At 69.8% G+C, this 25,334-nt stretch carries 27 protein-coding genes and 1 pseudogene; 17 read left to right on the plus strand and 11 right to left on the minus strand.

Annotated elements, in window-relative coordinates; all coding sequences use genetic code 11:
- Window positions 1-32: 32 nt before the first annotated feature.
- Window positions 33-347 carry a PE family protein gene (locus tag G4X40_RS07705; protein WP_277831492.1) on the minus strand — a complete coding sequence of 105 codons (315 nt, stop codon included), beginning with the start codon at window positions 345-347 and terminating at the stop codon, window positions 33-35.
- A gap of 559 nt (window positions 348-906) precedes the next feature.
- On the opposite strand from G4X40_RS07705, the gene G4X40_RS07710 reads away from it, so the two are divergent.
- From G4X40_RS07710 to G4X40_RS07720, 3 genes are all read left to right on the plus strand, one after another.
- Window positions 907-1,242: a WXG100 family type VII secretion target gene (locus tag G4X40_RS07710; RefSeq protein ID WP_277831493.1), complete on the plus strand. Its 336-nt coding sequence runs from the start codon at window positions 907-909 to the stop codon at window positions 1,240-1,242.
- A 51-nt stretch (window positions 1,243-1,293) separates the two neighbouring features.
- Complete coding sequence (locus tag G4X40_RS07715) at window positions 1,294-1,593, plus strand: WXG100 family type VII secretion target (protein WP_277831494.1); 300 nt, start codon at window positions 1,294-1,296, stop codon at window positions 1,591-1,593.
- A 939-nt stretch (window positions 1,594-2,532) separates the two neighbouring features.
- Entirely contained in the window at window positions 2,533-3,804 is a 1,272-nt protein-coding gene (locus G4X40_RS07720; protein ID WP_332844329.1) for a MinD/ParA family ATP-binding protein, read from the plus strand.
- A gap of 39 nt (window positions 3,805-3,843) precedes the next feature.
- Here G4X40_RS07720 and G4X40_RS07725 read toward each other — a convergent pair whose 3' ends face one another.
- Entirely contained in the window at window positions 3,844-4,194 is a 351-nt protein-coding gene (locus G4X40_RS07725) for a DUF732 domain-containing protein (RefSeq protein ID WP_277831496.1), read from the minus strand.
- Window positions 4,195-4,419: 225 nt separating this feature from the next.
- On the opposite strand from G4X40_RS07725, the gene G4X40_RS07730 reads away from it, so the two are divergent.
- The 9 genes and pseudogenes from G4X40_RS07730 to G4X40_RS07770 all read left to right on the plus strand — a co-directional run bounded on the left by G4X40_RS07730 (window position 4,420) and on the right by G4X40_RS07770 (window position 12,030).
- Window positions 4,420-7,368 carry a Na+/H+ antiporter subunit A gene (locus G4X40_RS07730; RefSeq protein WP_277831497.1) on the plus strand — a complete coding sequence of 983 codons (2,949 nt, stop codon included), beginning with the start codon at window positions 4,420-4,422 and terminating at the stop codon, window positions 7,366-7,368.
- Window positions 7,365-7,811: pseudogene (locus G4X40_RS07735) on the plus strand (Na(+)/H(+) antiporter subunit C); the annotation flags it as partial. The gene G4X40_RS07730 and the pseudogene G4X40_RS07735, both read left to right, overlap by 4 nt.
- A gap of 17 nt (window positions 7,812-7,828) precedes the next feature.
- On the plus strand, window positions 7,829-9,496 hold the full coding sequence (locus G4X40_RS07740) for a Na+/H+ antiporter subunit D (protein WP_277831498.1): 1,668 nt from the start codon (window positions 7,829-7,831) through the stop codon (window positions 9,494-9,496).
- A complete protein-coding gene (locus tag G4X40_RS07745; RefSeq protein WP_277831500.1) occupies window positions 9,493-10,110 on the plus strand; it encodes a Na+/H+ antiporter subunit E in 618 nt (205 codons plus the stop codon). Before G4X40_RS07740 ends, G4X40_RS07745 begins: the two co-directional genes overlap by 4 nt.
- Window positions 10,107-10,367, plus strand: a complete 261-nt coding sequence (locus G4X40_RS07750) for a monovalent cation/H+ antiporter complex subunit F (RefSeq protein WP_277831502.1) — start codon at window positions 10,107-10,109, stop codon at window positions 10,365-10,367. The genes G4X40_RS07745 and G4X40_RS07750 overlap by 4 nt, the downstream gene beginning before the upstream one ends.
- Window positions 10,364-10,699, plus strand: coding sequence for a monovalent cation/H(+) antiporter subunit G (mnhG, locus tag G4X40_RS07755; RefSeq protein WP_277831503.1), 336 nt, complete (start codon window positions 10,364-10,366; stop codon window positions 10,697-10,699). Before G4X40_RS07750 ends, mnhG begins: the two co-directional genes overlap by 4 nt.
- Window positions 10,700-10,978: 279 nt before the next feature.
- Window positions 10,979-11,134: a hypothetical protein gene (locus tag G4X40_RS07760; protein ID WP_277831504.1), complete on the plus strand. Its 156-nt coding sequence runs from the start codon at window positions 10,979-10,981 to the stop codon at window positions 11,132-11,134.
- A gap of 472 nt (window positions 11,135-11,606) precedes the next feature.
- Window positions 11,607-11,750, plus strand: coding sequence for a hypothetical protein (locus G4X40_RS07765; protein WP_277831505.1), 144 nt, complete (start codon window positions 11,607-11,609; stop codon window positions 11,748-11,750).
- A gap of 127 nt (window positions 11,751-11,877) precedes the next feature.
- On the plus strand, window positions 11,878-12,030 hold the full coding sequence (locus G4X40_RS07770) for a hypothetical protein (protein ID WP_277831506.1): 153 nt from the start codon (window positions 11,878-11,880) through the stop codon (window positions 12,028-12,030).
- Window positions 12,031-12,168: 138 nt separating this feature from the next.
- Here G4X40_RS07770 and G4X40_RS07775 read toward each other — a convergent pair whose 3' ends face one another.
- On the minus strand, window positions 12,169-13,071 hold the full coding sequence (locus tag G4X40_RS07775; RefSeq protein ID WP_277831507.1) for a ferritin family protein: 903 nt from the start codon (window positions 13,069-13,071) through the stop codon (window positions 12,169-12,171).
- A 613-nt stretch (window positions 13,072-13,684) separates the two neighbouring features.
- On the opposite strand from G4X40_RS07775, the gene G4X40_RS07780 reads away from it, so the two are divergent.
- Window positions 13,685-14,965, plus strand: coding sequence for a PucR family transcriptional regulator (locus tag G4X40_RS07780; protein ID WP_277831508.1), 1,281 nt, complete (start codon window positions 13,685-13,687; stop codon window positions 14,963-14,965).
- A 74-nt stretch (window positions 14,966-15,039) separates the two neighbouring features.
- The gene (locus G4X40_RS07785) at window positions 15,040-15,849 is read left to right on the plus strand and encodes a putative protein N(5)-glutamine methyltransferase (protein WP_277831509.1); all 810 of its coding nucleotides are present in this window, start codon (window positions 15,040-15,042) and stop codon (window positions 15,847-15,849) included.
- On the opposite strand, the gene G4X40_RS07790 is transcribed toward G4X40_RS07785, so the two are convergent.
- The 5 genes from G4X40_RS07790 to G4X40_RS07810 form a co-directional block, all read right to left on the minus strand.
- A complete protein-coding gene (locus G4X40_RS07790; protein WP_408642173.1) occupies window positions 15,841-17,166 on the minus strand; it encodes a phosphatase PAP2 family protein in 1,326 nt (441 codons plus the stop codon). The genes G4X40_RS07785 and G4X40_RS07790 overlap by 9 nt on opposite strands.
- 86 nt (window positions 17,167-17,252) lie before the next feature.
- Window positions 17,253-18,377 carry a glutamate--cysteine ligase gene (locus G4X40_RS07795; RefSeq protein ID WP_277831511.1) on the minus strand — a complete coding sequence of 375 codons (1,125 nt, stop codon included), beginning with the start codon at window positions 18,375-18,377 and terminating at the stop codon, window positions 17,253-17,255.
- A gap of 128 nt (window positions 18,378-18,505) precedes the next feature.
- The gene (gene sodC, locus G4X40_RS07800; protein WP_277831512.1) at window positions 18,506-19,249 is read right to left on the minus strand and encodes a superoxide dismutase[Cu-Zn]; all 744 of its coding nucleotides are present in this window, start codon (window positions 19,247-19,249) and stop codon (window positions 18,506-18,508) included.
- A gap of 152 nt (window positions 19,250-19,401) precedes the next feature.
- Complete coding sequence (locus G4X40_RS07805; RefSeq protein WP_277831514.1) at window positions 19,402-19,965, minus strand: LytR C-terminal domain-containing protein; 564 nt, start codon at window positions 19,963-19,965, stop codon at window positions 19,402-19,404.
- Window positions 19,966-20,003: 38 nt separating this feature from the next.
- Complete coding sequence (locus G4X40_RS07810) at window positions 20,004-20,357, minus strand: DUF3263 domain-containing protein (RefSeq protein ID WP_277831515.1); 354 nt, start codon at window positions 20,355-20,357, stop codon at window positions 20,004-20,006.
- A 237-nt stretch (window positions 20,358-20,594) separates the two neighbouring features.
- On the opposite strand from G4X40_RS07810, the gene G4X40_RS07815 reads away from it, so the two are divergent.
- Window positions 20,595-21,185 carry a peptide deformylase gene (locus G4X40_RS07815; protein ID WP_277831517.1) on the plus strand — a complete coding sequence of 197 codons (591 nt, stop codon included), beginning with the start codon at window positions 20,595-20,597 and terminating at the stop codon, window positions 21,183-21,185.
- Window positions 21,175-22,098, plus strand: coding sequence for a GNAT family N-acetyltransferase, cg3035/Rv0428c family (locus tag G4X40_RS07820; protein WP_277831519.1), 924 nt, complete (start codon window positions 21,175-21,177; stop codon window positions 22,096-22,098). The genes G4X40_RS07815 and G4X40_RS07820 overlap by 11 nt, the downstream gene beginning before the upstream one ends.
- Window positions 22,099-22,390: 292 nt before the next feature.
- On the opposite strand, the gene G4X40_RS07825 is transcribed toward G4X40_RS07820, so the two are convergent.
- Window positions 22,391-22,723, minus strand: a complete 333-nt coding sequence (locus tag G4X40_RS07825) for a GNAT family N-acetyltransferase (protein WP_277831521.1) — start codon at window positions 22,721-22,723, stop codon at window positions 22,391-22,393.
- A 169-nt stretch (window positions 22,724-22,892) separates the two neighbouring features.
- Between G4X40_RS07825 and G4X40_RS07830 the strand changes: the two genes are divergently transcribed.
- Window positions 22,893-23,696, plus strand: coding sequence for an exodeoxyribonuclease III (locus tag G4X40_RS07830; RefSeq protein ID WP_277831522.1), 804 nt, complete (start codon window positions 22,893-22,895; stop codon window positions 23,694-23,696).
- 4 nt (window positions 23,697-23,700) lie between these two features.
- On the opposite strand, the gene G4X40_RS07835 is transcribed toward G4X40_RS07830, so the two are convergent.
- Both G4X40_RS07835 and ureG read right to left on the minus strand, forming a co-directional pair.
- Window positions 23,701-24,660: an urease accessory protein UreD gene (locus G4X40_RS07835; protein WP_277831524.1), complete on the minus strand. Its 960-nt coding sequence runs from the start codon at window positions 24,658-24,660 to the stop codon at window positions 23,701-23,703.
- Window positions 24,657-25,289 (minus strand): urease accessory protein UreG, encoded by a 633-nt coding sequence (ureG, locus tag G4X40_RS07840; protein WP_277831525.1) that lies wholly within the window; start codon window positions 25,287-25,289, stop codon window positions 24,657-24,659. The genes G4X40_RS07835 and ureG overlap by 4 nt, the downstream gene beginning before the upstream one ends.
- Window positions 25,290-25,334 lie beyond the last annotated feature (45 nt).

Here is a 25,334-nt window from a genome sequence, read left to right on the forward strand (position 1 = left end):
CCGAAAGCCGAAGAATGCGTGGAGGAGCCGGGTCAGAGCAGGCGGCCGATGGCCGCACCCGAGACGGCGTCCTGCTCCGCATATGCGGCGGCCTGCGTCCGCAGCGTGGCCGCGGCCTGGCGCAGCTCGGCAACCCCGCTCGCGGTGGCGGTTTCGAAGCTGTCGACGACGATGCTGTGGAAACCCGTGACGCCGGTGGACACCTCCTCGTGCCCGGCCGGCAGCAACCGGAGCGTGGGCAGGTGCACCTGCGCAGCGGTCTGGACCTGATCGGCAATGGCGTCGAGCGCGGCGGCCGCGGCCACCAATGCCTCGGGGACGACGAGCATTCGTCCTGGCGCTGTCATTCTCGGATTCCTCCCGATTACAAGACTGACAATCGATTCCGGCCCCGAAGTTGCCCGTCGGACTCACTCACGACGGACTCCGACCACCGAAATCACCTATCACTGTGACGGCGACTATCCCGAAGCGCCGATGACTCCCCCTCGAAATCCTTCGAACCCCACCCATCCGAACGTTCCCCAATCGGATGCAGGGGGAAGGTATCACGGCACCGTGATCGGCGCCAGAACGGTGTTCACAGGTCACCGTCCGCCGTCGCGCGAGCCGGCCCTGCCCGGCGCCCGACACTGTCACAACGACACGATTCGATCGACACTCGCTGTCCGACAATTGTTTTCATCTCTCGTGCACAGACATCACCGACACGCCGGGCAACTGGTTGTCCCCAGGCTTCCCGAGGTGCCCTGGCGCACCGCGCCCGATCCACCTATTGTTTCGCTCGGGCGCCGATCTCGGCGTCCGGGGGATTAGCCACGACCGGCTGATCGTGTTCGCGTGACACGAGCCGGCCCAAGGGGGGCCGAATGCTGCAGGTTGCGCATGACATTTGGAGGGTGATCTATGGGTTCGCCGATGATGCGGGCAACGCAATCGGACATGGATATCGCGGCGCGACACGTTGCCGACGTCAACCAGCAGGTCCAGGGTGAGCTGAAGGCGCTGCAGGGCAAGCTCGAGATGCTGCAGGGTTCCTGGGTCGGTATCTCGGCCACGGAGTTCCACAACATCATGGAGCGTTACCAGGCCGATTCGATGAAGCTCAGCCAGGCGCTGGAGTCCATCAGCGAGAACATCAAGGCCAATGGCTCGAAGTTCCAGGAGTCGGTCGAGGAGCACGCGCGCATCCTGCGCAGCGCGGGAGGCGGCCTGGACGGCGGCCCGCTCAACATGAACTGACGGGTCCTCCGTCCTACACGCTCAAGCAGCACCTTCCGAAGGGGGAAGTCCATGCCCAATCCTGGCGAGATTCTCTACAACCACGCGCACATCGCCCAGTCCGCCGCGGACATCGGTGTCGCGGCGCAGCACATCAAGGCCGAACTCGACGATCTCGAGCGCTACGTCAAGCAGCTGGTGTCGACCTGGGACGGCGACGCGTCCACCAACTACCAGCAGGCACAGGCCAAGTGGAACTCCGCGGCCAACGACATCAACCTCATCCTGCAGCAGCTCGCGCGCGCTGTCGGCGACGGCAACCAGCACATGGCCGACGTCGACAAGGCCGCCGGCGCCTCGTGGGCGGTCTGATCCCCGCGATTCCACGATCTCGGACAACGCAGTGCGAGCGCACTGCGTGATCGCCCAGTGATCGCCCAGTGCGACCACCGATTCGTGCGGTGACCAGTCACCGTCCGACGGCCCCCGGAGTCCACGACTTCGGGGGCCGCGGCGTCGGCGGACGCCCCCTGCGACCTGCGGGCCCGCACCTGCGCGCTGCTAGGATGGCGCGCCGGCACAGTCAGTCGGACGGCCGGTCCGTAACCGTCGGCGAGTAACAGAGGGGGAGCTGTGAACAACGGCGACGAATTCGATCTGCCGATTGCGCCACCCTGGCTGCAGGAGGAGTCGGCGCCTCCGACGCCGAGCCGATCACGCGGCCGCCGGTCGACACCCGAGCAGTCGGCGTCACGGCAGCCCGAACTGCCGGACCCCGGGGCGGGGCAACCCATGTCGCATCCGCCTGTGTCACATCCGCCTGTGTCGCAGCCGCCTCTGTCACCGCGACCTGTGGCCGCACCGCCGACGCCGCAACCGTTCTCGCCGCAGCAGCCCGCGCCCGTCCCGCCTACCGGAACCGAGCGCACGCAGGCCATGCCGCCTTCGGCACCTACTCCGATCCCGACGCCGCCGACCCAGGTCGCACCGCCACCACCGGCTCCGACCGCTCCGGCGGCCGCCCTGCAGCTACCGAGTACCCCCCAGCCGGCGAGCACCCCGCAGCAGGTCATGCCACCACGCGATGTCACTGCCGCGCGGCCGGTGGCACCTCCGCGACCGCAACCCGCCGCCTCCGCCGTGCCGGAACCACCTGCCGCACCTCAGCGCCATCACATGCCGGTGCAACTGCCCCCGCCGATCCCGGCGTCGCAGGGTGCGCCACAGCCGTTCTCTCCGCCCGCACCGGTACCCACGTCGCGGCCGGAGCCGGCGCAGGCCCCGCCCCAGCCGCCCATGCCCCCGGCCCCGATGCCCCCTGTCCCCGCTCCCGAGGTCCCGGCTCCCCTTGCTCCGACGGTCGCCGCGGCGGCGGCGGTGTCCCCGGCACCCGCCGCGCCGGTAACTCCCCTGCCGCATCCACCGCCACCGGGTCCCGTCCCCCCGGGGCCACCACCCGTTGCGCAGCAGTTCCCCGTCCAGCACCCGGACGAGTCCGCGTACCCGCAGCCCCAGATCCCGCAACCCGACACCCGGCAGGTCGCGTTCCAGCAGACCCAGATGCTGCCGCCGCAGGCACAACCCCCGCTGCCGTACCAGCCCCCGGCGCCGCAGGCGGACCCCATGGCGGCCCCCGGTTCGGGCATCGACGAACTCGATCTGCTGCACCGCGCCAGGCGCGCACCGCAGAGCGGGTGGCGGCGCGCGGTCTTCCGGGTGTCCGGCGGCGCCGTCAATCCGGGCGAATCACCGGAAGACATCGCCCAGCGCGAGCTCATCGACCGGGTGAACCAGCCGATCCGCGGCGACTACCGCATCGCCGTGCTCTCCCTCAAGGGCGGCGTCGGCAAGACGACCACGACGATCGGGCTCGGCTCCACCTTCGCCTCACTGCGCGGCGATCGAGTCATCGCGGTGGACGCCAACCCCGATCTCGGGACCCTGGCGCAGCGCATCCCCAGGCAGACCATGGCCACGGTCCGGGACCTGCTGCAGGATCCCTCGATCCACCGGTACTCGGATGTGCGCGCCTACACCTCGCAGGCACCGAGCCGCCTCGAGGTGCTTGCGAGCGAGCAGGACCCGTCGGTCTCGGAGGCGTTCAGCGAGCACGACTACCGATCCGTGATCAAGATCCTGCAGTCGTACTACAACGTGATCCTCACCGACTGCGGCACCGGGCTCATGCACTCGGCGATGAACGGCGTGCTCGGCATGGCGAGTTCGCTGGTGCTGGTCAGTTCGCCGGCGATCGACGGTGCGCGCAGCGCCTCCGCCACGCTCGACTGGCTCACCCATCACGGATACCGGCACCTGGTCGACCGCACCGTCGTGGTCATCAGCGCGACCCGCACCGGGTCGGGCAGCGTCGACCTCGACGAGCTGCGCCGGTTGTTCCTGGACCGCTGCCGGGCCGTGCAGTTCGTGCCGTTCGACGATCACCTCGCCGAGGGCGCCGAGATCGACCTGGAGTTGTGTTCGAAGTCCACCCGCCGCGCGTTCACCGAGCTCGCGGCGATGGTCGCCGACGACTTCCCGGCCGCCGCGGGCCGGCACACCATCGGAGGACCCGCGCCCCGCTAGCGCAGGCTCCGCTCCCCGTCACTACCGGTGGTGGCTCGCCTACTGATATTGCGGGCAGTAGTTCTTTATCGCGGTGTTCACCAGGTCGTCACCCTCGTGATCGTGTCCCTTGCCGCGCACCGCGCGGTAGAGGTCGTCCTTGGTGCCACCACTGCGCAACTGGTCGCACATGACGGTCGCCGTCCGGATCAGTGTGCCGCGGTCACCCGCCAGCCAGAACGGGTCCACCTGCGACAAGAACGCATCGTCCTGCGCTGTGAGCTGATGCTGCGTCGCGGTCACCGTCGGGGCCGCGGCGGTCTCGGCGTTCGTGGCACCGGACTGACTGCAACCGGCGGCGAGCAGCGCCGCGCCCGCGATGAGGGTGACGGCGGTATGACGGTGACGCACTGGCGTGACCTTTCTCTCTCCTTGTGCTCTGCAGGTTAGGGAACCGCATCGCCACACGGCGAGCACCGAGATCGCATTCTGTGCGATGCCACAGCAGAACTCGTCACCACTCTCAGGGAATCCCGCTGTCGAAGCGGGCACCTCGACCAGCCGCGTCGATTAGCTCGGGGACCGCCCAGCCCCTAAGATCACTGGCAACCGCCCAGGCCGACAAGCTGGAGAAACTTGCTCGCTGTACTGCTCGCCCACGCGATCGCCGCCGTTTCGGCTCCGATGATCATGCGAGTGGCAGGCCGTAACGGCTTCTATCTCCTGGCCTTGGTTCCCCTCGCCGGGCTCGGCTGGACCATCGACGCCTGGGGGACCGAACAGCGCCTCACGCTCGACTGGGTTCCCGGTCTGTCGATGAACATCGCGCTGCGATTCGACTCGCTGGCGCAGATACTGGCGGTCCTCGTCTTGGGCGTCGGCGCCCTGGTGCTGGTCTACTGCGGCCGCTATTTCGACGAGGGATCGCCTCGGCTGGGCTGGTTTGCGGCCGAGATGGTCGCCTTCGCCGGCACCATGTTCGGGCTCGTGCTCAGCGACAACATGCTGCTGCTCTACGTCTTCTGGGAACTGACCACGGTGCTGTCGTTCCTGCTCGTCGGGCATTACGGCGAGCGCGCCTCGAGCCGGCGTGCCGCCACCCAGGCGCTACTGGTGACCACCGCAGGCGGGCTGGCGATGCTCGTCGGCATCATCATGCTCGGCCAGATGTCCGGCACCTATCTGCTCTCCGACCTGGTCGCGCACCCGCCGCACGGATGGCTCAGCGCCACCGCGATCGTGCTCGTGCTCATCGGCGCGCTGAGCAAGTCCGCGATCGTGCCGATGCACTTCTGGCTACCGGGCGCGATGGCCGCCCCGACCCCGGTCAGCGCCTACCTGCACGCCGCCGCCATGGTGAAGGCCGGCATCTTCCTGGTCGCCCGGTTGGCGCCCGGCTTCGCCGAGTCGTCGCCGTGGCGACCGCTGGTGCTCACCCTCGGCATCGTCTCGATGATTCTCGCCGGCTGGCGTGCACTGCGCGAGTACGACCTGAAGCTGATCCTGGCGTTCGGCACGGTCAGCCAACTCGGCTTCATGATGGTGCTGGTCGGCACCGGCAGCCACGACGCGGCGCTGGCCGGCGTGACGATCGTCGTGGCCCACGCGCTGTTCAAGTCGACCCTGTTCATGGTCGTCGGCGTCATCGACCACTCCACCGGCACCCGCGACGTCCGCAAGCTGGCCGGGCTCGGGCGCGCCCACAAGGGGCTGACTCTGATCGCGTGTGCGGCCGCCGCGAGCATGGCCGGGGTGCCGCCGTTCCTCGGTTTCGTCGGCAAGGAGGCGGCGCTCGAGTCGTATCTGAACACCCCGGTCCTCGACGACCTCTCGCGCAGTCTGGTGTTCGTCGGCATCGTCGTCGGCTCGATCTTCACCGTCGCCTACACGCTGCGATTCCTCTCCGGCGCCTTCGCCGGCAAGGGACTCGACGCGCCGAGCAAGGCCGTCGCCGAGATGCACCGCCCCAGCCCGCTGTTCCTCGCCGCGCCGACGATCCTGGCCCTCGCGGGACTCGCGGCGGGTCTGCAGGCGCCGCGGATCGGCGCGCTGCTCGAGCCGTACGCCAAGACACTGCCGACCGGCGCCGGGGGTGGCTACCACCTCGCGCTCTGGCATCACGTCGGACCGGCGATGTGGATCACCATCCTCGTCTTCATCGGCGGCTTCGCGTTGTTCTTCGCGCACCGCGCGGTGGCACGGGCACGGTTCGGCAACCCGCCGCTCGGCAACGCCGACCGCGCCTACGACTGGGCACTTCGCGCCGCGGACAGCCTGTCGCTGCGACTGACCTCCACTGTGCAGCGCGGTTCGCTCCCGCTCACCCAGACGATCATCCTGACCACGCTGGTCGTGCTGTCCACGATGGTGCTGATCTTCGGCGCCACCGGCCCGGCCCGGCTGCATCTGTGGGGCAGTCCCCTCGAGGTCGCCATCGGCCTGCTCATGCTGATCCCCGCAGTCGCCGCGACCGTCCTGCGCAACCGGCTCGCCGCGGTGTTGATGGTCGGCTTCACCGGTTACGGCAGCGGCGTCATCTTCGCTCTGCACGGCGCGCCCGACCTGGCGCTGACGCAGTTCCTGGTCGAGACGCTGATGCTGGTGATCTTCGTGCTGGTGCTGCGCAAACTGCCGGCCGACACGAATGTCCGGCGCGCCATGGGCTTTCGCGGGTGGCGGATCGTCCTGGCCGCGCTCGTCGGCGCGGCGCTGACCACCATCGGCGCCTACGCGATCAATGCACGCAACACGCAACCGGTCGCCTCGGTGCTGCCGCACGCGGCATACGCGGTCGGGCACGGCAAGAACGTCGTGAACGTGCTGCTGGTGGACATTCGCGCCTGGGACACCTTCGGCGAGATCACCGTGCTGCTGGTCGCGGCCACCGGCGTCGCCAGCCTGGTGTTCCGCAACCGGCGTTTCGGCAGCGCACCCCGGGTCGCCGACGCCCCCGACGCCGCCGTCGAGCCGCCCACGGTTCCGCTCCCCGCCACCGTGCCGCCGACCACTCCCCCTGCAGGTTCCCCTGTGGCTGTCGCGTCCGACAGCCACACCGACGAGGATCTGGTGCCCAACCCCGCCTACCGCTCACCGCACGGGCCGATCACCTGGCTGCGCGGCAGCGAGTTGCGCGACCCCCGGCACCGCACGCTGGTCCTCGAGGTCACCACCCGCGTCGTCTTCCCGACCATCATGGTGCTGTCGGTGTACTTCTTCTTCGCCGGACACAACCACCCGGGCGGTGGCTTCGCGGGCGGGCTCACCGCCGGGCTCGCACTGGTGCTGCGATATCTGGCGGGCGGACGGTACGAACTCGGCGAGACCGTGCCCATCGACGCCGGCAAGATCCTCGGGCTCGGCCTGTTCTGCTCCGCGGCCACCGCGACGGTCTCGATGCTGCTCGGCGCGCCGGTGCTGTCCTCGGCGGTGGTCGAGGTGACGCTGCCGTTGCTCGGCCACATCACCGTGGTCACGGCGATGTTCTTCGATCTGGGCGTCTACCTGATCGTGGTGGGACTCGTGCTCGACGTGCTCCGCAGTCTCGGCGCCCGACTCGACTCACCGGTGGAGGTGAAGCTGCAATGACCGCCGACCTGGGGATGCTCATCGTCATCGGGGGCCTGTACGCCACCGGCGTCTACCTGCTGCTCGAACGCTCGCTCATCCGGATGCTGCTGGGCCTGCTGCTGATGGGCAACGCCACCAACCTGCTGCTGCTCACCGTCGGCGGCGGCGCGGGCAACCCGCCGATCGTCGGGCGCATCTCCGGCGACGGCGAGCACGGCGCCGACCCGTTGGCCCAGGCGATGATCCTCACCGCGATCGTGATCACCATGGGTGTGGGCGCCTTCGTGCTCGCACTCGCCTACCGGTCGTACACGATCAGCAAGGCCGACGACGTCGACGACGACACCGAGGACACGAAGGTCTCCACGCGGCGCACCGCCGCCGAGGCCCCGGATCACGACCGGTCGGACGACCCGGTCACCGGCGCGGCGCGGCCCGAGGGCGACTCCTACGGGCCCGACCACGCGTGGGACCGCCTGTGAGCGCACTCGACACGGTTCTGCCGGAGAGCATCATCGGCGTCCTCATGCCGCTTCCGGTGCTGGTGCCGCTGCTGACCGCGGCGATCACGCTGGTACTCGGCCGACGCCCGCGCGCCCAGCGCGCGGTCACGATCATCGCGCTGACGGCGGTGCTGCTGGTCTCCTGCGCACTGCTGTATCTGGCCGACCGGGACGGCACCCATTCGCTCGCGGTCGGCGGATGGGACGCGTCGACCGGGAACGTCGGCCCGCTCGGCATCGCGTTGGTCTCCGACCGGCTGTCCGCGCTGATGCTGGTCATCTCGGCGGTGGTGCTGTTGGCCGTGATGGTCTACTCGGTCGGTCAGGGCGTACGTGACGGCGACGAGAACCAACCCGTCTCGATCTTCCAGCCGACGTATCTGGTGATGACGGCCGGCATCTGCAACGCTTTCCTCGCCGGTGACCTGTTCAACCTGTTCGTCGGCTTCGAGGTGCTGCTGACGTCGAGTTTCGTGCTGCTGACACTGGGGGCCAGCGCCGACCGCGTCCGCGCCGGGATCTCGTATGTGATGGTCTCGATGGTCTCGTCGCTGGTGTTCCTGGCGGGCATCGCGTTCGCCTACGCCGCGACCGGCACGTTGAACCTCGCCGAGATGGCGACCCGTCTGGACGGTATCCCCGGCGGCACCCGGACCGCGATCTTCGCCGTGCTGATGGTGGCGTTCGGTATCAAGGCCGCGGTGTTCCCGCTGTCGACCTGGCTCCCGGACTCCTATCCGACCGCACCCGCCCCGGTGACCGCGGTCTTCGCCGGTCTGCTCACCAAGGTCGGCGTGTACGCGATGATCCGCGCGCACACCTTGCTGTTCCCCGGCGGCAGCCTCGACGACGTGCTGATGGTCTGCGGCCTGCTGACAATGCTGGTCGGCATCCTCGGCGCCATCGCCCAGGCCGACATCAAGCGACTGTTCTCGTTCACCTTGGTCAGCCACATCGGCTACATGGTGTTCGGCATCGCACTCTCGACGCATTACGGGCTGATGGGCGCGATCTACTACGTCGCGCACCACATCATCGTGCAGGCCACCCTGTTCCTGGTGGTCGGGCTGATCGAACGCCAGGCCGGCTCGTCCTCGCTGCGCCGCCTCGGGGGGCTGGCCGCGGCCAGTCCTCTCCTGGCCATCCTGTTCCTCGTGCCCGCACTCAACCTCGGTGGCATCCCGCCGTTCTCCGGGTTCATCGGGAAGATCGCGCTGCTGCAGGCGGGCGTCGACCATCCCAGCGTGTTGTCCTGGACGCTGGTCGCCGGCGGCGTGATCACCAGCCTGCTGACGCTGTACGTGGTCGCCCGGATCTGGACCAAGGCCTTCTGGCGTCCCCGCGCCGACGCGCCGGAGGGCGACCTCGCCGACGAGCGTCCCGCGGTGCTGCTCGACGATTCGTCCGACATTGCCTTCGCCGACCGCGACGACGTCGGCCGCATGCCCGCTGCGATGCTGCTGCCCACCGTCGCGCTCGTGGCGGTCGGGTTGGCGCTGACGGTGTTCGCCGGCCCGATGATCGGCTACACCGGGCGCACCGCGACGGATCTGATGGACCGCTCGATCTACATCGATGCGGTCCTCGGCTCCCACGCAGCGCCCGTGCAGGAGGCCGCCGGAACCTCGGGGGGCGCGCGATGAGGTCCTTCCGTGAACGCTTCAGCACCCCGCTGACCACGCGTGACGTGCTCATCCGGCTGTGGGTGCTCGCCTGGCTGACGTTCGTGTGGGTCCTGCTGTGGGGTGACTTCACCATCGCCAACGTCGTCGGCGGGTTGATCGTCGGCTTCCTGATCATGTTGTTGCTGCCGCTGCCGCAGGTGCCGGTCGAGGGCCGCTTGCATCCGCTCTCGGCGCTGCGCCTCGCCGGGCGGATCGCCGTCGACCTGGTGGTCTCGAGCGTCCAACTGGCCTGGCTCGCGATCCGTCCGGGCCCGCCCCCGCTGAGCGCCGTGTACCGCACGCAGGTCGCGGTCAAGTCCGACGTGGTGCTATCGCTGCTGGTCAACGCCATCAACCTCATTCCCGGCACCCTCGTGCTGGAGATCGACCGGGTGCGCCGACTGCTGTACATCCACGTGCTCGACGTCGGCACGCCGCAAGCGGTCGGACGCTTCCGCCACCAGACCCACCGTCTCGAAAGGCTGTTCATCCGCGCCTTCGAGCGTGACGACGACTGGCACCCGAGCGACTTTCACGTCGACGACGAACACGACGCCCCCGAGACGACCGGAGAACCGGAGGAGCGACCATGACCACGGTGATGGCGATCGCCGGCGCGGTGCTGCTGATCTCCGCAGCCCTCGCGGTGTACCGATTGCTGCGCGGGCCCAGCACCCTCGACCGGTTGGTGGCCATCGAGATGGTCATGGCGTTGGTCCTGTGCGGCCTGGGAACCTGGGCGGCGTACACCAGGGACTCGACGGTCGTATCCGCGATCGTGGCGCTCGCGCTGCTCGGGTTCATCGGGTCGATCAGCGTGGTGCGCTTCCGGGTACGGGACAAGTCATGAGCACCACTTTGGACGTCGTGGCCGCCGTGCTGGTGCTGATCGGCTCGCTGTTCGCGCTGACCGCGGCGATCGGCCTGGTCCGCTTCCCCGACACCCTGTCCCGGATGCACCCCGGCACCAAGCCCCAGGTCCTCGGGCTGGTGCTGGTGCTGATCGGCGCGGGCCTGCGACTGCGGGACAGCGTCGACCTCGGCATGCTCGTGTTGGCCGCGCTGTTCGCGCTGATCACCTCACCACTGTTCGCGCACCTGGTCGGGCGGTTGTCGTATCGCGAGCAGAGCGTCCGCACGGACCTGATGACCGTCGACGAGATGGACGAACCGGACGAGTGACCCAGGGCTGGTGACGGCTCACAGGCACCGTTGGGAATCGCCCGAATTAGCTCTTGCACCCGCCAAATCCCCTCGACCGACGGCAGTTCAGCGGCTATACATCCCCTGTGCCTCGCTTCACTGGAACCGTGGCGGGGGAGCCGGTACATCTGCCGGAACCATCCGAAACGCAGGTCGCGGGCACCACACCGGTCGCGGCGCACTGCGTCGTGCGCGGCTGGTGCACGTCCGTTCACCGTCGGGAGTTCCTCTGCGACGGCAGACGATTTAGGAGCCTCGATGGACTTTTCCGGCATCATCGGCAACGTCGGGACCGGCAGCCTGCAACTCGCGACCACCGTCGGCGGTCTCGATCTCGGCAATCTGCTCAGCGGTCTGACCAATGGCACCGGAACCGGCACAGGCACGGGGACCGGTACGGGTACCGGAGCCTGATCAGCCGCTCACCTCATCCGTCCGGTGGCGCGACGCGTGCACCGGTTCGATCACCACACCAGGAGCAACTCATGGACGCAATCCTCGGACCCGCGCAGACCCTGATCGTGCAGGTCCTCCAGACCATCGGCACGGGCAGCGCGGGCGTGACCCAGCCGGCCACGCCTGCCTGACCCAGGCCCGTCACCACGGTGTTCACCAGGTCGTCCCGAGATCTTGTGTCGACGCCGGAAACAGCAGCACAGCGTTCGCATCCCACACCACACAGAAAGTAGTGCCAGCGATGACGCTCTCCTTCGGAAGTCTGAGCTTCACCCTTCCCAGCCTGTTCCCGAACATCACCATCGGCAGCTCCAACATCGGCAGCTCCGAGGCCCACCAGTAGTTCCCGCTTCGACGGGGCGGTGCGCTACTCTCGCCCCATCATTTTCGAGCACTGAATGTGCTTCCGCCCCAACGAAAGCAGCGCGTCATGGCCACCGCAGAAAACACCACCCCTCCGACCGCCGATCCGAGCGACCCTTCCACCACGATCAACCTGATCTTCCAGATGTTCGGTGGCGGTAGCAGTTCGGGCTCGGCGAACGTCGGCAACATCACCTCGCGAGTGGGCTGACGGTCTCACCGAAGGGTGACTGCGGGCTTCCACGCGCGGCCCTTCACGGGGCGAATCGGGTCCGGTACATGACCGCGGCCCATCGATAAGACCATGTGAACCAATCTGTAACACAACAGGAGTCATCATGACCGCACCCACTCCGACGGCCGATCCCAACCCGATCTCGCCGACCATCACCCAGCTGCTCAACGCGATCATCGGGTCGATGGGCTCGGTCGGCGCCGCGACCACGCCGGCCACGCCGGCACCCACCACGACGGCACCCCCCACGGCGTAACAGCGCAACAGAACGGCCGGGGCGGCTCCACAGGGAGCCACCCCGGCCTTCGTCGTGTCCGAGGCGCGAACGAGCGCAACGACCTGCGACGGACCACGCGATCCGCGCCTGAACGGCTGACGTTGCCGAACGCTGCTCTCAGAGCGCCATTTCCGGGACGATGCCCATGCGCGCCAGGAAGGCCACTTCACGCTCGCGCCGCAGAGCCTCGCGATCACGGCGGGCCTCGACGGCGGCGCGCTCCGCCCGCAGCTTCTCGTCGAACCCCTCGACCAGGCCCGCCACCGTCACCCGTGCCCGCGCGCCGGCCGACCCGAGGTCGTTGCGCTCCAACACCCTCCACTGGCCGAGGACGGGCAGGACGATCCGCTGATGATGCCAATGCTCGTCGCGTGGGACGCCCTCCAGGAGGCCGACATCCGACCGCCCCCTCGAGGTCACCCGTAGCTCCAGATACCTCTGCAAAGCGACGGCAACCGCCCGGGCGGTGGTGTCCGGGGCCAGTTCGAATGCCTCCGCGCACATGTCACGGAAGAACCGCGCATACCGTCGGTCATCGGCGCACATCATGCGCAGCGCGACGACCTCGGACTGCGGAACCCAGTCGACAAGTGCGGCGCCCAATTCGTATGCCAACTGCCCGTCGAAGGCGAACCCGGCGAGCACCGCCAGCACACGGTCGCGGCGGATCGGCGCACGCGCAGCCGGCCGCCGAGCCGCCGGGACGTCACCGAGCATCCGCCGCAACGTCTCCCGATGCTCCTGCCGCCGCTCGTCCCACCGCTCGAGCCACCGGCGCCACGGGTCATCCACCGACCCGCGTCCGCGCAGGGCATCGGGCCGTATCGCCTTGATCTCCAGCAGCATCGACAAACCCGCGCGCAGGTCGGCGTCGAGGCCGTCCACCTCACCCTCGGGGACCTCGCAACCGGCCGCCGAGTATGCGCTCTGCTGCCGGTCCGCGAGCTCGCCGTCCAGGTGGCACGCGACGGTCCGACGCAACGCACGCATCACCGCGAGATCGGTCGGCGCGCTGCTCACCGCCGCACTTCTCTCGGTCACGCTCGTTGCACGCACCACCGCAGGCTAGGAGGACCGTCGGCGCGAACTCGTACGAACGCACCGACCTTGGGCCAAATCGCAACCGGTCCGATACCTGACTGGGTCCGTTCACAACCCGTGCGCCGGCACCGTTCCACGTCGCTCACCACGTCGGCCTGGACGCCGCCGCGCGCCCGGGCGCGGCACCGTCGCAGGCCCATGCGCTGGACGATCGTCCAAAGTTTTCGATAATCGTTCCGTTCCGCACCGTATTTGAGTACCTTTGGTCCGAGCCCGCCGCCGTAGGCACAACCTCACGACGGGTCGCAATGGTGAGATGGCCCAATCCGGTCGTGATCACCGACCCTGGCGCCCGCAGCGTCAGGCAACCGGGCAGACCGGCTACCGGCGTCACCGGTGACCGGCTGTGATTGCAAGACCGCACGTTCTCCACTCGGTGAGGGTTGTGTGTCGTGCGTGTGTGCGGCTCTGTCGGGGCGTCCGCCACACGTCGGCTCTTCTCAGCCGCATTCCGCACCGAAGTCCGTGGATCCTGTCGAACACGCCCCCGGACGAGAGATTTCGCCTTCAGATGTCGAACACCCCTGCAGCAGTGCAAGAACTCAGCCCGGCGAGCCGGGAGCGCACCGTCATCGAGTCTCCGGACACCGGGATCGCCGCCCTCCAGGTCGCGGGCGAGCCGATGTCCACCCCCCTGCGGAACCTGCGTCCGCTGGCCGCCGACCTGGTGGCGCACTTCAGCAAGACCATCTCGCCGTTCGGTGGGCTCCCGGAGGAACAGGTCCTGCGCGATCTGACCGAGGTCACCGTGCAATGCCTGCAACTGGGCATCCAGATGCTCGACGAGCAGCGGCTTCCCACCGACGAGGACCTCGCCGACGTGCGGGCGTCCGCCGCCCGCCGCGCACGGGCCGGCGTCCCCCTCGAGGAGGTTCTCGCCGTCTATCACGAGGGCATCCGCACCGTCCGCGACCTCGTGATGGAGAAGGCCGCACCGGAGGACATAGCCGACCTGCAGACCGGCGGACGGCTGCTGTTCAGCCTCGTCGAACGCCTGAACATCGCCGCGTCCTCCAGCTACCTCGAGGAGTTCCGCGCGCTCACCAGTGACGTGCACACCGCCACCCACACGCTGGTGAACGCCCTTCTCAGCGGGGCCAACCCCACTTCCGTGGCGCGCCAGCTCGGGCTGGAGCTGCAGACGGACCATCTGGTGGTCGGCCTGTGGGTGGCGCCGCATCCGGACGAGGTGGCCGCGGGCCGTGACAAGGCCGCGGCGGCACGCAAGAAGCTCGGCATCATCCAGTCCGAACTGGCCGCGCAGTTCGGCTCGCCGCTGCTGGGCCTGCTCAGCCCGCAGGGCGGCACGCTGCTGATCCCCGGCGCGCCGGACTGGGACCAGGTCCGTGAGGCCGTCCGGCTGGTCTCGATGTCCGCGGAGGTCGACATCACCGCCAGCGCGGTCCAGGTCCACACGGCGGACATCCCCGCGGCCGCCGAGCAGGTCCACGAGCTGCTGAGTCTGGCCCGCCAGCTGGGCCGGCCGCCGGGACTCTACGGTCTGGTCGACCTCGCCCTGGAATTCCAGGTCACCCGGCCCGGGCCCGGACGCGCCCACCTGGCGCAACTGCTCCGTCCACTGGACGGCTCCCCCGAACTGCTGCAGACGCTGAAGGTGCACGTCGACAACGATCTGAACCGTCAGCGCACCGCCAACCGGCTCCACCTGCACACCAACACGGTGGACTACCGGATGAAGCGGATCGCGCAGCTGACCGGCCTCGACCCGACCCGGCCATCGGGCCTGTGCACGCTCAAGGCCGCCATGGTCGCACGGGACTTCCTCGACGCGAAGGGTCCTGCCCGCGACTGACCGCCGATCGAGCACGCTCGGGGACCGCGTCGATCGGCGGTCCCCGAACGTCGCTCTCTGCTAGCGTGCCGCCGGTGACCGCTTCCCACGGCCGCGACATCCACACCCGGGCCGCCGCGACGCCGCCCGGAGAACTGGTCGCGCGCCTGCGGGCGGCCGGCTGTGTCTTCGCCGAGGAGGAGGCGCGCGTCCTGGTCACCTCCGCGCGCAGCCCCGCAGAACTCACCGCCCTGCTCGCGGCGCGAATCGAGGGCGTCCCGCTCGAGCACGTGGTCGGCTGGGTGTCGTTCTGCGGATTGCGGATTCACGTGCGCCGCGGCGTCTTCGTTCCGCGACGGCGGACCGAGGCGCTGGCGCGCGAGGCGATCGCGAGTGTGCGCCCCGGCGCCGTCGTGCTCGACCTGTGCTGCGGCTGCGGCGCGCTGGGTGCGGCGGTGCGCGCGGCGGTCCCCGATGTCGAACTGCACGCGGCCGATATCGATCCCCCGGCGGTCGCCTGCACGCGGCAGAACATCGGCGCCGGCCGGGCCTACTGCGGCGACCTGTATGCCCCGCTCCCCGGCTCGCTCCGGGGCCGGGTGGACGTGCTCGTCGCCAACGCCCCCTACGTGCCGAGCGGCTCGATCGCGCTGATGCCGCCGGAGGCACGCGAGCACGAACCGCTGGCCGCGCTCGACGGCGGCCCCGACGGCCTGGACCTGCAACGGAGGGTCATCGCAGGCGCCGGGGACTGGCTCGCGCCCGGCGGGCGGTTGCTGATCGAGACCAGCGAACGGCAGGCGTCGGGCACCGCCGCCGAGTTCGTCCGCCACGGCCTCACGCCGCGAATCGTGCACAGCGCCGAGCACGACGGCACCGTCGTCGCCGGCACACCGTCACGCTGAGGAGAGCCGCTCCCCCAGATCGGCGGCGCCGGCACGTTCGCCCGGATGCCCCCACGTCCACAGCGGCGTCCCCTCCTCGGCGAAGAAGGTGGCATAGAACCCGAGGATCGTCACGACCAGCACGCCCACCAGCGCCGCGGCCGCGGGAATCGCGTGCGTGGCCATCTGTACCGCGAGGAATCTGGTGGCCACCAGCACCGCAGTCACCCCCGCCGCGCCCCACAGCAGCAGCCGCCAGCGGAACCATCCCCAACCGCGGCCCGGCTCGCGCAGAGCCGACTCGACGGTCAGGCAGAACACCGCACCGGCGATCAGATCGATCCCGTAGTGGTAGCCGAAACCGAGGGTCGCGGTGAGGGTGCAGGCCAGCCAGACGGCACCCAGGATGCGCAACCACCGCGGACCGCGGCGGGAGTGGATGAAGATCGCCGACGCCCACGCGGTGTGCAGGCTCGGCATGCAGTTGCGCGGGGTCCACTCGTCGAACCGCACCGCGTGCGGCGCCAGGTCGATCGGGACGCGGTGCGGCCACACGTTCGCGACCGCCCACGCACCGCCGTCGGCGCCGAAGGCGAACACCGGCCCGACCACTGGGAACACCAGATAGATCAGCGGACCGAGGATCCCGATCAGCAGGAAGGTGCGGACCAGGTGGTGCTCCGGCCAATGGTTCCGGAGTTGCCACAGCGCCACCACCATCGCGCCCACCGGGAGCTCGATGTACACCGTGTGCAGCACCTGGTACCCGACCGGTCCGAGCGCGTCGACGACCCGGCCCATCACCCACGAGGGGTTGCCGAGCGCACGATCCGAGGTCTGCACGTACTGGTCCAGCACCATCGGGCGGGTCAGCGCGGTGATCGTCAGCCACGCGTCGCCGACCTTGGTCGCGACGATCAGCAGCATGCCCAGGCCGACACCCTTGAGCGCGTCGGCGCGGCGCGGTCCGGACCACCGCACCGACGCGAGCACCGCGATGCCGAGGATGGTCAGCAGCGCTCCGTTGCCGAACGTCACGCGATCATCGGTGAACGCGAACCGCGCCGCCGCGAAGAGCGCGTCGATCCCGGCCGCCGAGGCCACCGCCGTCCATCGCGCCCGAGGAGGCAGCCGGACCACCGCCAGCGCCAGTCCCGCCCACAGCACCGGCCCGGACTTCGGCGGGCCGACGAGATCGTGCAGCAGGTTCACGGTCGGCCCTGTGAAGCCGTAATGTGCCGACGCGAGTTCCAACAGGATCAGGAAGACCACCGCCGCGACCGCCAGTGCGATCCACCGGCCCCGCACCCCCGCTGGGCGTACCGTCCGGTTGGTCAACACGAGGTGTCAGCCTAGCGAACGGCGAGCGAACACTCGGGTGCAGATCCCGGCATCGCTCGACAGGTTCGGCGACGGTCCCCGGGTCAGGGCTCGAGTTCGTGCACCAGCGAGTCGACGACCGCGCGAAGGTCGCCGCTGGCCCCCGCCGAGACCTTCCGCTGTCGCTGATAGGAGGCGCCCCGCGCGGGGATCTCGGCCACCGATTCGAGCTCACGCGTGCAGCCGAGCCGGGCCGCGACCGGGGCGAGTTGCTCCAGCAGATCGTGCAGGTCGTCGATCATCGGCCGCTCGGAGTTGTCGGCGCCGACGATGATCTCCGCGTCCAGGCCGTAGCGGGCGGCGCGCCACTTGTTCTCCTGCACGTGCCACGGCGGCAGTTCGGGCAGCCGCTCCCCCGCGTCGAGCCGCCGTTCCAGGTCGACCACCAGGCAGTGGGTCAGCGCCGTCAGCGCACCGAGCTCGCGCAACGTCGGCACCCCGTCGCACACCCGCACCTCGATGGTGCCCAGGTGCGACGCCGGCCGGATGTCCCACCGGATCTCGTTGAGCTGGTCGATGACGCCGGTGACCAGCTGGTCGTCGACGAAGCCCTCGAACTCGCGCCAGGTGTGGAACTGGAACGGCAATCCGGCCGTCGGCAACTGCTGGAACATCATCGCGCGGTTGCTGGCATATCCCGTGTCCACGCCCGCCCACATCGGTGACGATGCGGACAACGCCAGCATGTGCGGATACCGCAGCAGGAGCGCATTGATGATCGGGAAGACCCGGTCGACACGGGAGATGCCGACGTGGACGTGCACCCCCCAGATGAGCATCTGCCGACCCCACCACTGGGTCCGCGCGATCAACTCGTCGTAGCGCGGCGACGCGGTCAACTGCTGGGCGGACCACTGCGCGAACGGATGGGTGCCCGCACTGAACAGATCGATGCCGAGCGGCTCGGCCGCCTCCCGCACCAGTCTCAGCGTGCCGGCCAGATCGTCCATCGCCTCACCGACGGTGGCGCACACCCCCGTCACCAATTCGACGGTGTTGCGCAGCATCTCCTTGTGCACGTGCGGACTGTCGCCGCCGTACCGGGCCCGCACCCCGTCGAAGAGCTGATCGGCGCAGTTGCGCAGGTCGCGCGTCGAGCGGTCGACCAGCGCCAACTCCCACTCGACACCGATCGTCGGGCGCGGCGAGGCGCGAAAGGGAACTCCCACACCGCCGATCGAACCACACCCCGGCCACCCCGGCGAGGTATCGCGGCGCACGGCGCAATGCCGCCCGGGAACACACGACGAGGGGCGGCCCGGACAACCGGACCGCCCCTGTCGAACTACTGCTGCGGTCAGCCCGCGGTGATCACGCCGCAGGCCACGCGGGCACCCGCGTCGCCGGTCGCGGCGGTCTCCTTGTCGGGCCCGGTCGCGCCGCCTGCCTGGGTGTACCGAGCCGGGATGTTGCCGAAGTTGTCGGGGCCGGCGTGGACGACCAGCGCGGTCCCCTTGCCGGCGGTCAGCTCGCCCAGCGTGAACGCAGTCGTGGTGGTGACCAATGTGGCCTTGCCGTCGGCGCCGACCTGCAGCGAGGTCAGGTCGCCGCTGGCCATGACGTTGTCGGTCTCGGCCGAGGAGTTGGTGAAGTGCGGTCCGGCGGAGAGGAAGTCGCCGATCTTGCTCGGATCGGAGGGGTCCTGGCTGTGCGGCTCGCACTTGCCGACCGAATGGATGTGCAATCCGTGGAAGCCCGGGGCCAGCCCCTCGGCCGTGACCCGGATCTGTACCGCATCGCCGACCTGGCTGAACGTGGCGGTACCGACCTTCGACCCGGCGGGGTTGACCAGGTCGGCGGTCAGACCGGCGCCGGCGGCGTCGCCTTGCGCCCCCGCGCCCGGCTGCGCACCGTTGTCGACCTTGCCCGGCTGCGGCGCGGCGGACCAGACGGCCGGCACGCTGGTGCTGTTCGGCTCATTGGTGGCGGTCTCGCCGTTCGAGCAGGCAGTCAGTCCCAGCGCGGCGATCGCGACCATCGGGACCGCCGCCAGCCACCGGGATCCACGCCGGGACCTGTGCTGAAGGGAACGCTGGGTCATCTATCCGCTCCTTTGCGGGCATCGGCGCGACGGCCGGGACTTCTCCTGCGGCCGACGGGCATCCCTGAGATGTCCGCGATGGCCGCCCGATCAACTAGGTGACGAAGCATAAACACGAAACCTGATGGCGTGTCAGCCGGTCGGGCCACGGGTCAGAATCCGGTCGGGGCTCCGGTCAGGATGACGATGACTCCCGGGCTCGCATCCTTGATCCCCGCGAACCGCGGCGCGGCGCCCACGCCCAGCTCGCCCGCGATCCGCTGCGCTGCCTGCTGTTCACCCGTACCACTGCCGTAGTAGACAGTGGTGGTGGGGATGCTGCCGGCCGTGTAGTTCTGCACCGATGCGACGGTCCATCCCTCCGCGCGCAGCTTGGCGGCGGTGCGTGAAGCGAGCCCGCCGACATCGCTGTTGTTGAACACCCGCACGGGCACGTCGGCGATTGCACCGGCGCTTGCCGTCGTGGTCGTGGCCGCCGACGCGGCCGAGCCGGTCGGCGCCGCGGCGGCCGCGACCTTCGACGAGGCCGCGGGTGGTGCGGCAGACGTGGTCAGCGACGAGGTGACGGCGGCGGTGGCCGTGTCGGGCTGACTGTCCGGGTTCGACTTGCCCAGGGACAGCCAGCCCAGCCCGGCGAACACGATCGCGGCCGCGATGAGCACCATCGCTGCTGCACGCAAGGGGAGGCCGGTGGGCTCCGGGGGCGGATTCTTCACCGCTCGACCATAAGACGCGCGCGGTTGCATCGACAGCCCTAGGTGAGATCGAATCCCAGGCGGCGGGCCGCGCGCGCCTTCTGCCGACCGGCCCGGAGCCTGCGCAGCCTCTTGACCAGCATGGGGTCGGCGACCAGCGCTTCCTGCCGGTCGACCAGCGCATTGAGCACCTGGTAGTAGCGGGTGGCGGACAGCCCGAAGAGTTCCTTGATGGCGTCTTCCTTCGCGCCCGCGTACTTCCACCACTGCCGCTCGAAGGCGAGGATGTCCCGTTCGCGTCGGGTCAATCCGTCGGGACCGGCCTCGTGGACGTCGCCGGATCCTGCGGCGGTCTGCCCGCCGGCCGCCTCCGGTGCGGTCTGCTCGTCGCTTCGCGCCGCTGCGGCGTCCATGTCGCTGTCGACCTCCCTGAATCGCCGTGCCACCCGGAATCGCCGTGCCTTCGGGAACACACTGCCTGCTGGACGGTGCCTTCTGGACACACGGGCCCGGGGAATCACAGCCCTGTCGTTCGTCGCTCATTCAACCACGGTCGACCGACAGCGGGCGGGAACGAAGAGCCCGGGCCACGCGGTTCGCGCGTCCGGTACGTACGTCCGGCCCGGGTCACCCCAGTACCCTTATCGACCATGGCGATTCTCCCGATCCGGATCATCGGCGACCCGGTCCTGCACCACCCCACCGAGCAGGTCACCCAGAACCCGGCCGAGTTGGCCCAGCTCATCGAGGACATGTACGACACGATGGACGCGGCCAACGGTGTGGGGCTGGCCGCCAACCAGGTCGGCGTGCCGCTGCGGGTCTTCGTCTACGACTGTCCCGACACCGACGACGACGGCAACACGGAGCGTCGGCGTGGCGAGGTGATCAACCCCGTCCTCGAGACCTCCGAGATCCCGGAGACCATGCCCGACGAGGACGACGACATCGAGGGCTGCCTGTCCGTCCCCGGCGAGCAGTTCCCCACCGGCCGCGCTGACTGGGCGCGGGTCACCGGCGTCGACGCCCAAGGCGAGCCGGTGGCCATCGAGGGGCGCGGGTTCTTCGCCCGCTGCCTGCAGCACGAGGTCGGGCACCTGGACGGCTTCCTCTACGTGGACCGGCTCATCGGGCGCAACGCGCGCGCCGCCAAGAAGACGGTCAAGCGCAACGGCTGGGGTGTCCCCGGGCTGGACTGGGTGCCCGGCGAGGGTCCCGATCCCTTCGGGCATGACGACTGACCTGCCCTCGTTGACGCCGGGCACCCGGGTGGTGCTCCGCTACCGGCTGCCCGCGGGCTCGACCCATCCGATGACCGACGTCATCGGCACGCTCGAGGCGACCGGCCCGCTGATCCGGGTGCGTGCCGCCGACGGCCACGAGGTCGAGGTGACGTCCGACCGGGTGGTCGCGCTGAAGGCGCTCGGCCCACGCCCGGTGCGCACCAAGGACATCCGCACGGCCGAGTTGGCGCTCGCCCTGGCGTCCGCCCCGGAGCACGATGCCTGGGTCGGCGGATGGTGGGTGCGTGCCGGTGCCGAGGCCGGCTCTGCCCGCGAGCCCGGCTCTGTCCTCGACTCCGGCTCGGCCCTGCCGCTCGCGGATTCCCCGATGCGCGGCGCCGGCGCACTGGCCGACCTGCTCGCCGACGCCACGCTCGAGCGGGTGTCGCGCTGGTACGCCGACCGCGGTCTGCCTGCCCTGCTGCAGATCCCCGACCGGCTCGCCCGCGTCCCCGACGGCTGGCGGGCCCACGACGAGCAACTGGTGCTGACCGTCGCGCTGTCCACTCCCCGATCGGACGTCGGGGACACCGTGATGCAGGAGGTCCCCGGCTCGGCCCGACCCGTGGCCGCCACGCTGCGCGACGACGACGGCGCGGTTCTCGCGCAGGCCTGGGCGAGCGTCCCCACGATCGCCGACGAGGTCCCTCGGATGGTGTTGCAGCGGGTCGAGGTCACCGCCACGGCGCGGCGCGCCGGACACGGTCGCCGGATCTGCACCGACCTGATGTCCTGGGGTGAGCGCCAGGGCGCGCGGATGTGCATCGCACGGGTCGCCCAGGCCGATCCGGACACGCTCGCATTCCTGCACGCCCTCGGCTTCACCGACCACCACCGGACCCGCTTGGCCTCGCCGGCCGACCCCGCCTGAACCGCCCGTCGCGAACCACCGGGCTCGACCGGACGGGCTGTGATGCTGCCCTGAATCCTGCAGTCCCCGAATGTCGTACGCGACGGTAGGTCGCCCGACGGCTAGAACGGGGAGCGGCGCCCGCCGGGTCCACACGTCACAGGCGTCTGATCAACACCGGAAGCAGCGCGATCGACCCCGGGCTCTCGCCGATCTCGGCGGGCATGGACCTCGCGGCCGGCATCATGCATCTGATTCCCCGAGAATCGGGCGGTCGGGTCGGCACGCGACGTGCCTGTCCGGCCGATCGCCCCTATCGGCCGGGCGCCACGTCCTCGTATCCCGGGTGCCGGTCGAGGAAGCGCTGCACATAGGTGCACACCGGCCGGACCAGCCAGCCGCGGTCGCGGGCCTCGTCGAGCGCACGGCCGACCAGCACCGCGGCCAGTCCGCGATGGGAGACCTCCTCCTGCACGACCGTGTGCATGAACGCGACCACGCTGCCGGCGCCGGCGTGCCGGGGGTCGTCGACCGCGCCCTCCACGCGGTAGCCCTCGATCCCCACCAGTTCCCCGTCCATGCGCAGCTCGAACCGACTCTGCTCGAGGTTGTCGGTCACTTCCATCGACGGGCTGCTCGTGGTCATCGTGTCTCCGGTCGTCTCGTCGGGTGTGACCCATCTAACAGTGCCGAGGGCATTCGCGCCACGACCGCGGCCGGGTTCGGGCACATCCACAGCACCTTCCCGGCCCGTTCGTGGCGCACCACAGGCTCCCGGAATCCCGCATGTCGGAGGTGCCGCATAGCCTGGCATCGTGCGATTGGCGACGTGGAATGTGAACTCGGTGCGGGCCCGGACCGATCGGATCGTGGACTGGCTGCAGCGCAGCGACGTCGACGTCCTGGCCATGCAGGAGACCAAGTGCAAGGACGAGCAGTTCCCGACCGAGCGGTTCACCGAAATCGGCTATCAGGTGGCGCACGTCGGCTACTCGCAGTGGAACGGGGTCGCGATCGTCTCGCGGGTCGGACTCGACGACGTCGAGGTCGGCTTCGCGGACCAACCCGGTTTCCACAAGGACCCGGAGTCCGAGCAGGCACCCGAGGCGCGGGCGCTCGGCGCCACCTGCGCGGGCGTGCGGGTGTGGAGTCTCTACGTGCCTAACGGTCGTGAGCTGACCGATCCGCACTACGCGTACAAGCTGGACTGGCTCGCCGCGCTGCGCAAGGACGCGACCGGATGGCTCGAGCGCGACCCGGCCGCCCAGGTCGCGCTGGTCGGCGACTGGAACGTGGCCCCCACCGACGAGGACGTCTGGGATCCGTCCTTCTTCGAGGGCAAGACCCACACCTCCGTCGGCGAGCGGGAGGCGTTCGCATCGTTCGTGGACTCCGGGTTCGCCGACGTCGTACGCCCGCACACACCGGGGCCGGGCGTCTACACCTACTGGGACTACACGCAGTTGCGCTTCCCGAAGCGGCAGGGCATGCGCATCGACTTCGCGCTGTGCTCCCCCGCGCTCGCCGCACGGGTGTCCGGCGCCTCGATCGACCGCGACGAACGCAAGGGCAAGGGCGCCAGCGACCACGCACCCGTGATCGTCGACCTGCAGGGCTGACCGCTCAGGTCTTCCGCAGCGCGGGCGCGGGCACACCGGTCAGCAACTGCCGCACCGCATCCCACGCCGCGCCCAATGCCGCCGTCACCGCGGGCGGGTCATCGGCGAGCATGCGCACCCATGCGCCCGCATCGTGCGGCAGCACACTCACCCCGCGGTCGACCGGATGCCCGCTCAGCGCGTCGTGCAGCGCGTCCGCGATCGCGGCGGGCGTCGCAAGGGGGCTCACCGCGTAGAACGTCGACATCAGCGTGTGCCCGGCGAGCACGCCCGGTCCGGTCACCCGCGCACGGCCGGGGTCCAGCCGGACCGCGTCGACCGCGACGAGTCCGGCTCCCGGACGGGCGATCTCGAGGTCGGAGGCCACCACGTGATAGTCGTGGCGCTCGCCGCGGGCCAACCGGCCCGCCAACACGGTCTCGGCGATCAGCACCGTGGCCGCGGGGTCGGCGGTCACGACCGTGCGCTGATAGATCCGGGTGCCGCCGTACGGGATGATCGGCCCGGGCAGGTATTCGAGGTAGGCGCCCCGGCCCGCGGTGAGGTGGACGAGCTGGGTCGCGTAGTCCCGATCCATCCGGTGCACCTTGGTGGCCGCCTGGGTGGTGACCAGCACGGATGCGTCGGCGCCGCAGTCGATGTCGGTCCGGAGCCGATCGGCCTGCAGGATGCCGCCGCCGGTCGACATCAGATACACCACCGGAAGGTCCGGGCGGAGCGGGTCGATGTAGAGCGGACGCATGATCTGCAGCGGGGACTTCTGGAAGCGTCGCACCAGTTCGGTGCGCGCGCCGACCCGCGCGAACCCGAGCTCGAGCAGTCCGACCTTCCCGGGGCGACCGACTCCGAGCGTGTCCGGGGTCCCCCGGTGCCGCAGCACCTCGCGCGGAACCCGCTCGGGCTCGTAGTGCGCCGGCGAGAACCGGTCCACCTCCACCGGCTCGGCCTCCCGCACCGCCGTCACGCCGGCACCGGACGACGCGATTCGAGGAACGCGACGACCTCTTCGATACCCTGCCCCGCAAGGCAGTTCGTCAACTGCACCGGACGGCCTTCGCGCACGCGGTGCGCATCGGACTCCATCACGTCGATGTCGGTGCGCACGTATCGTGCGATGTCCACCTTGTTGATCACCAGCAGGTCGGAGTCGGTGATGCCCGGCCCACGCTTGCGGGGCATCTTCTCGCCCTCCGCGGTGTCGAGCACGAACACGAACACGTCGACCAGGACGGGGCTGAAGGTCAGGGTCAGATTGTCGCCACCCGACTCGTACAGCAGGGTGTCGACGTCCGGGAACCGGTCCAGCAGTTCCGCCCCGGCCGCCAGGTTCATGGTCGGGTCGTCGCGCACTGCGGTGTGCGGGCACGAGCCGGTCTCCACGCCGACCACCTTCTCCGGCTCCAGCACGCCGTCGAGCGTGCGCCGCACGTGCTCGGCGTCCTCCTGGGTGTAGATGTCGTTGGTGATCACCGCGGGCCGGCGACCGCGTGCGGTCAGCACCGGCACGAGCGCCTCGATCAGCGCGGTCTTGCCCGAACCGACCGGACCGCCGATCCCGATCTTCAGCACCTCTCGCTGCGTATTCGCCTCCATGACTCTCCTTCCTGTGCCTGCGTGATCTGCCTGTACCACTCGTGT

Source organism: Speluncibacter jeojiensis, from assembly GCF_029589495.1.
Taxonomy (GTDB): domain Bacteria; phylum Actinomycetota; class Actinomycetes; order Mycobacteriales; family Mycobacteriaceae; genus Speluncibacter; species Speluncibacter jeojiensis.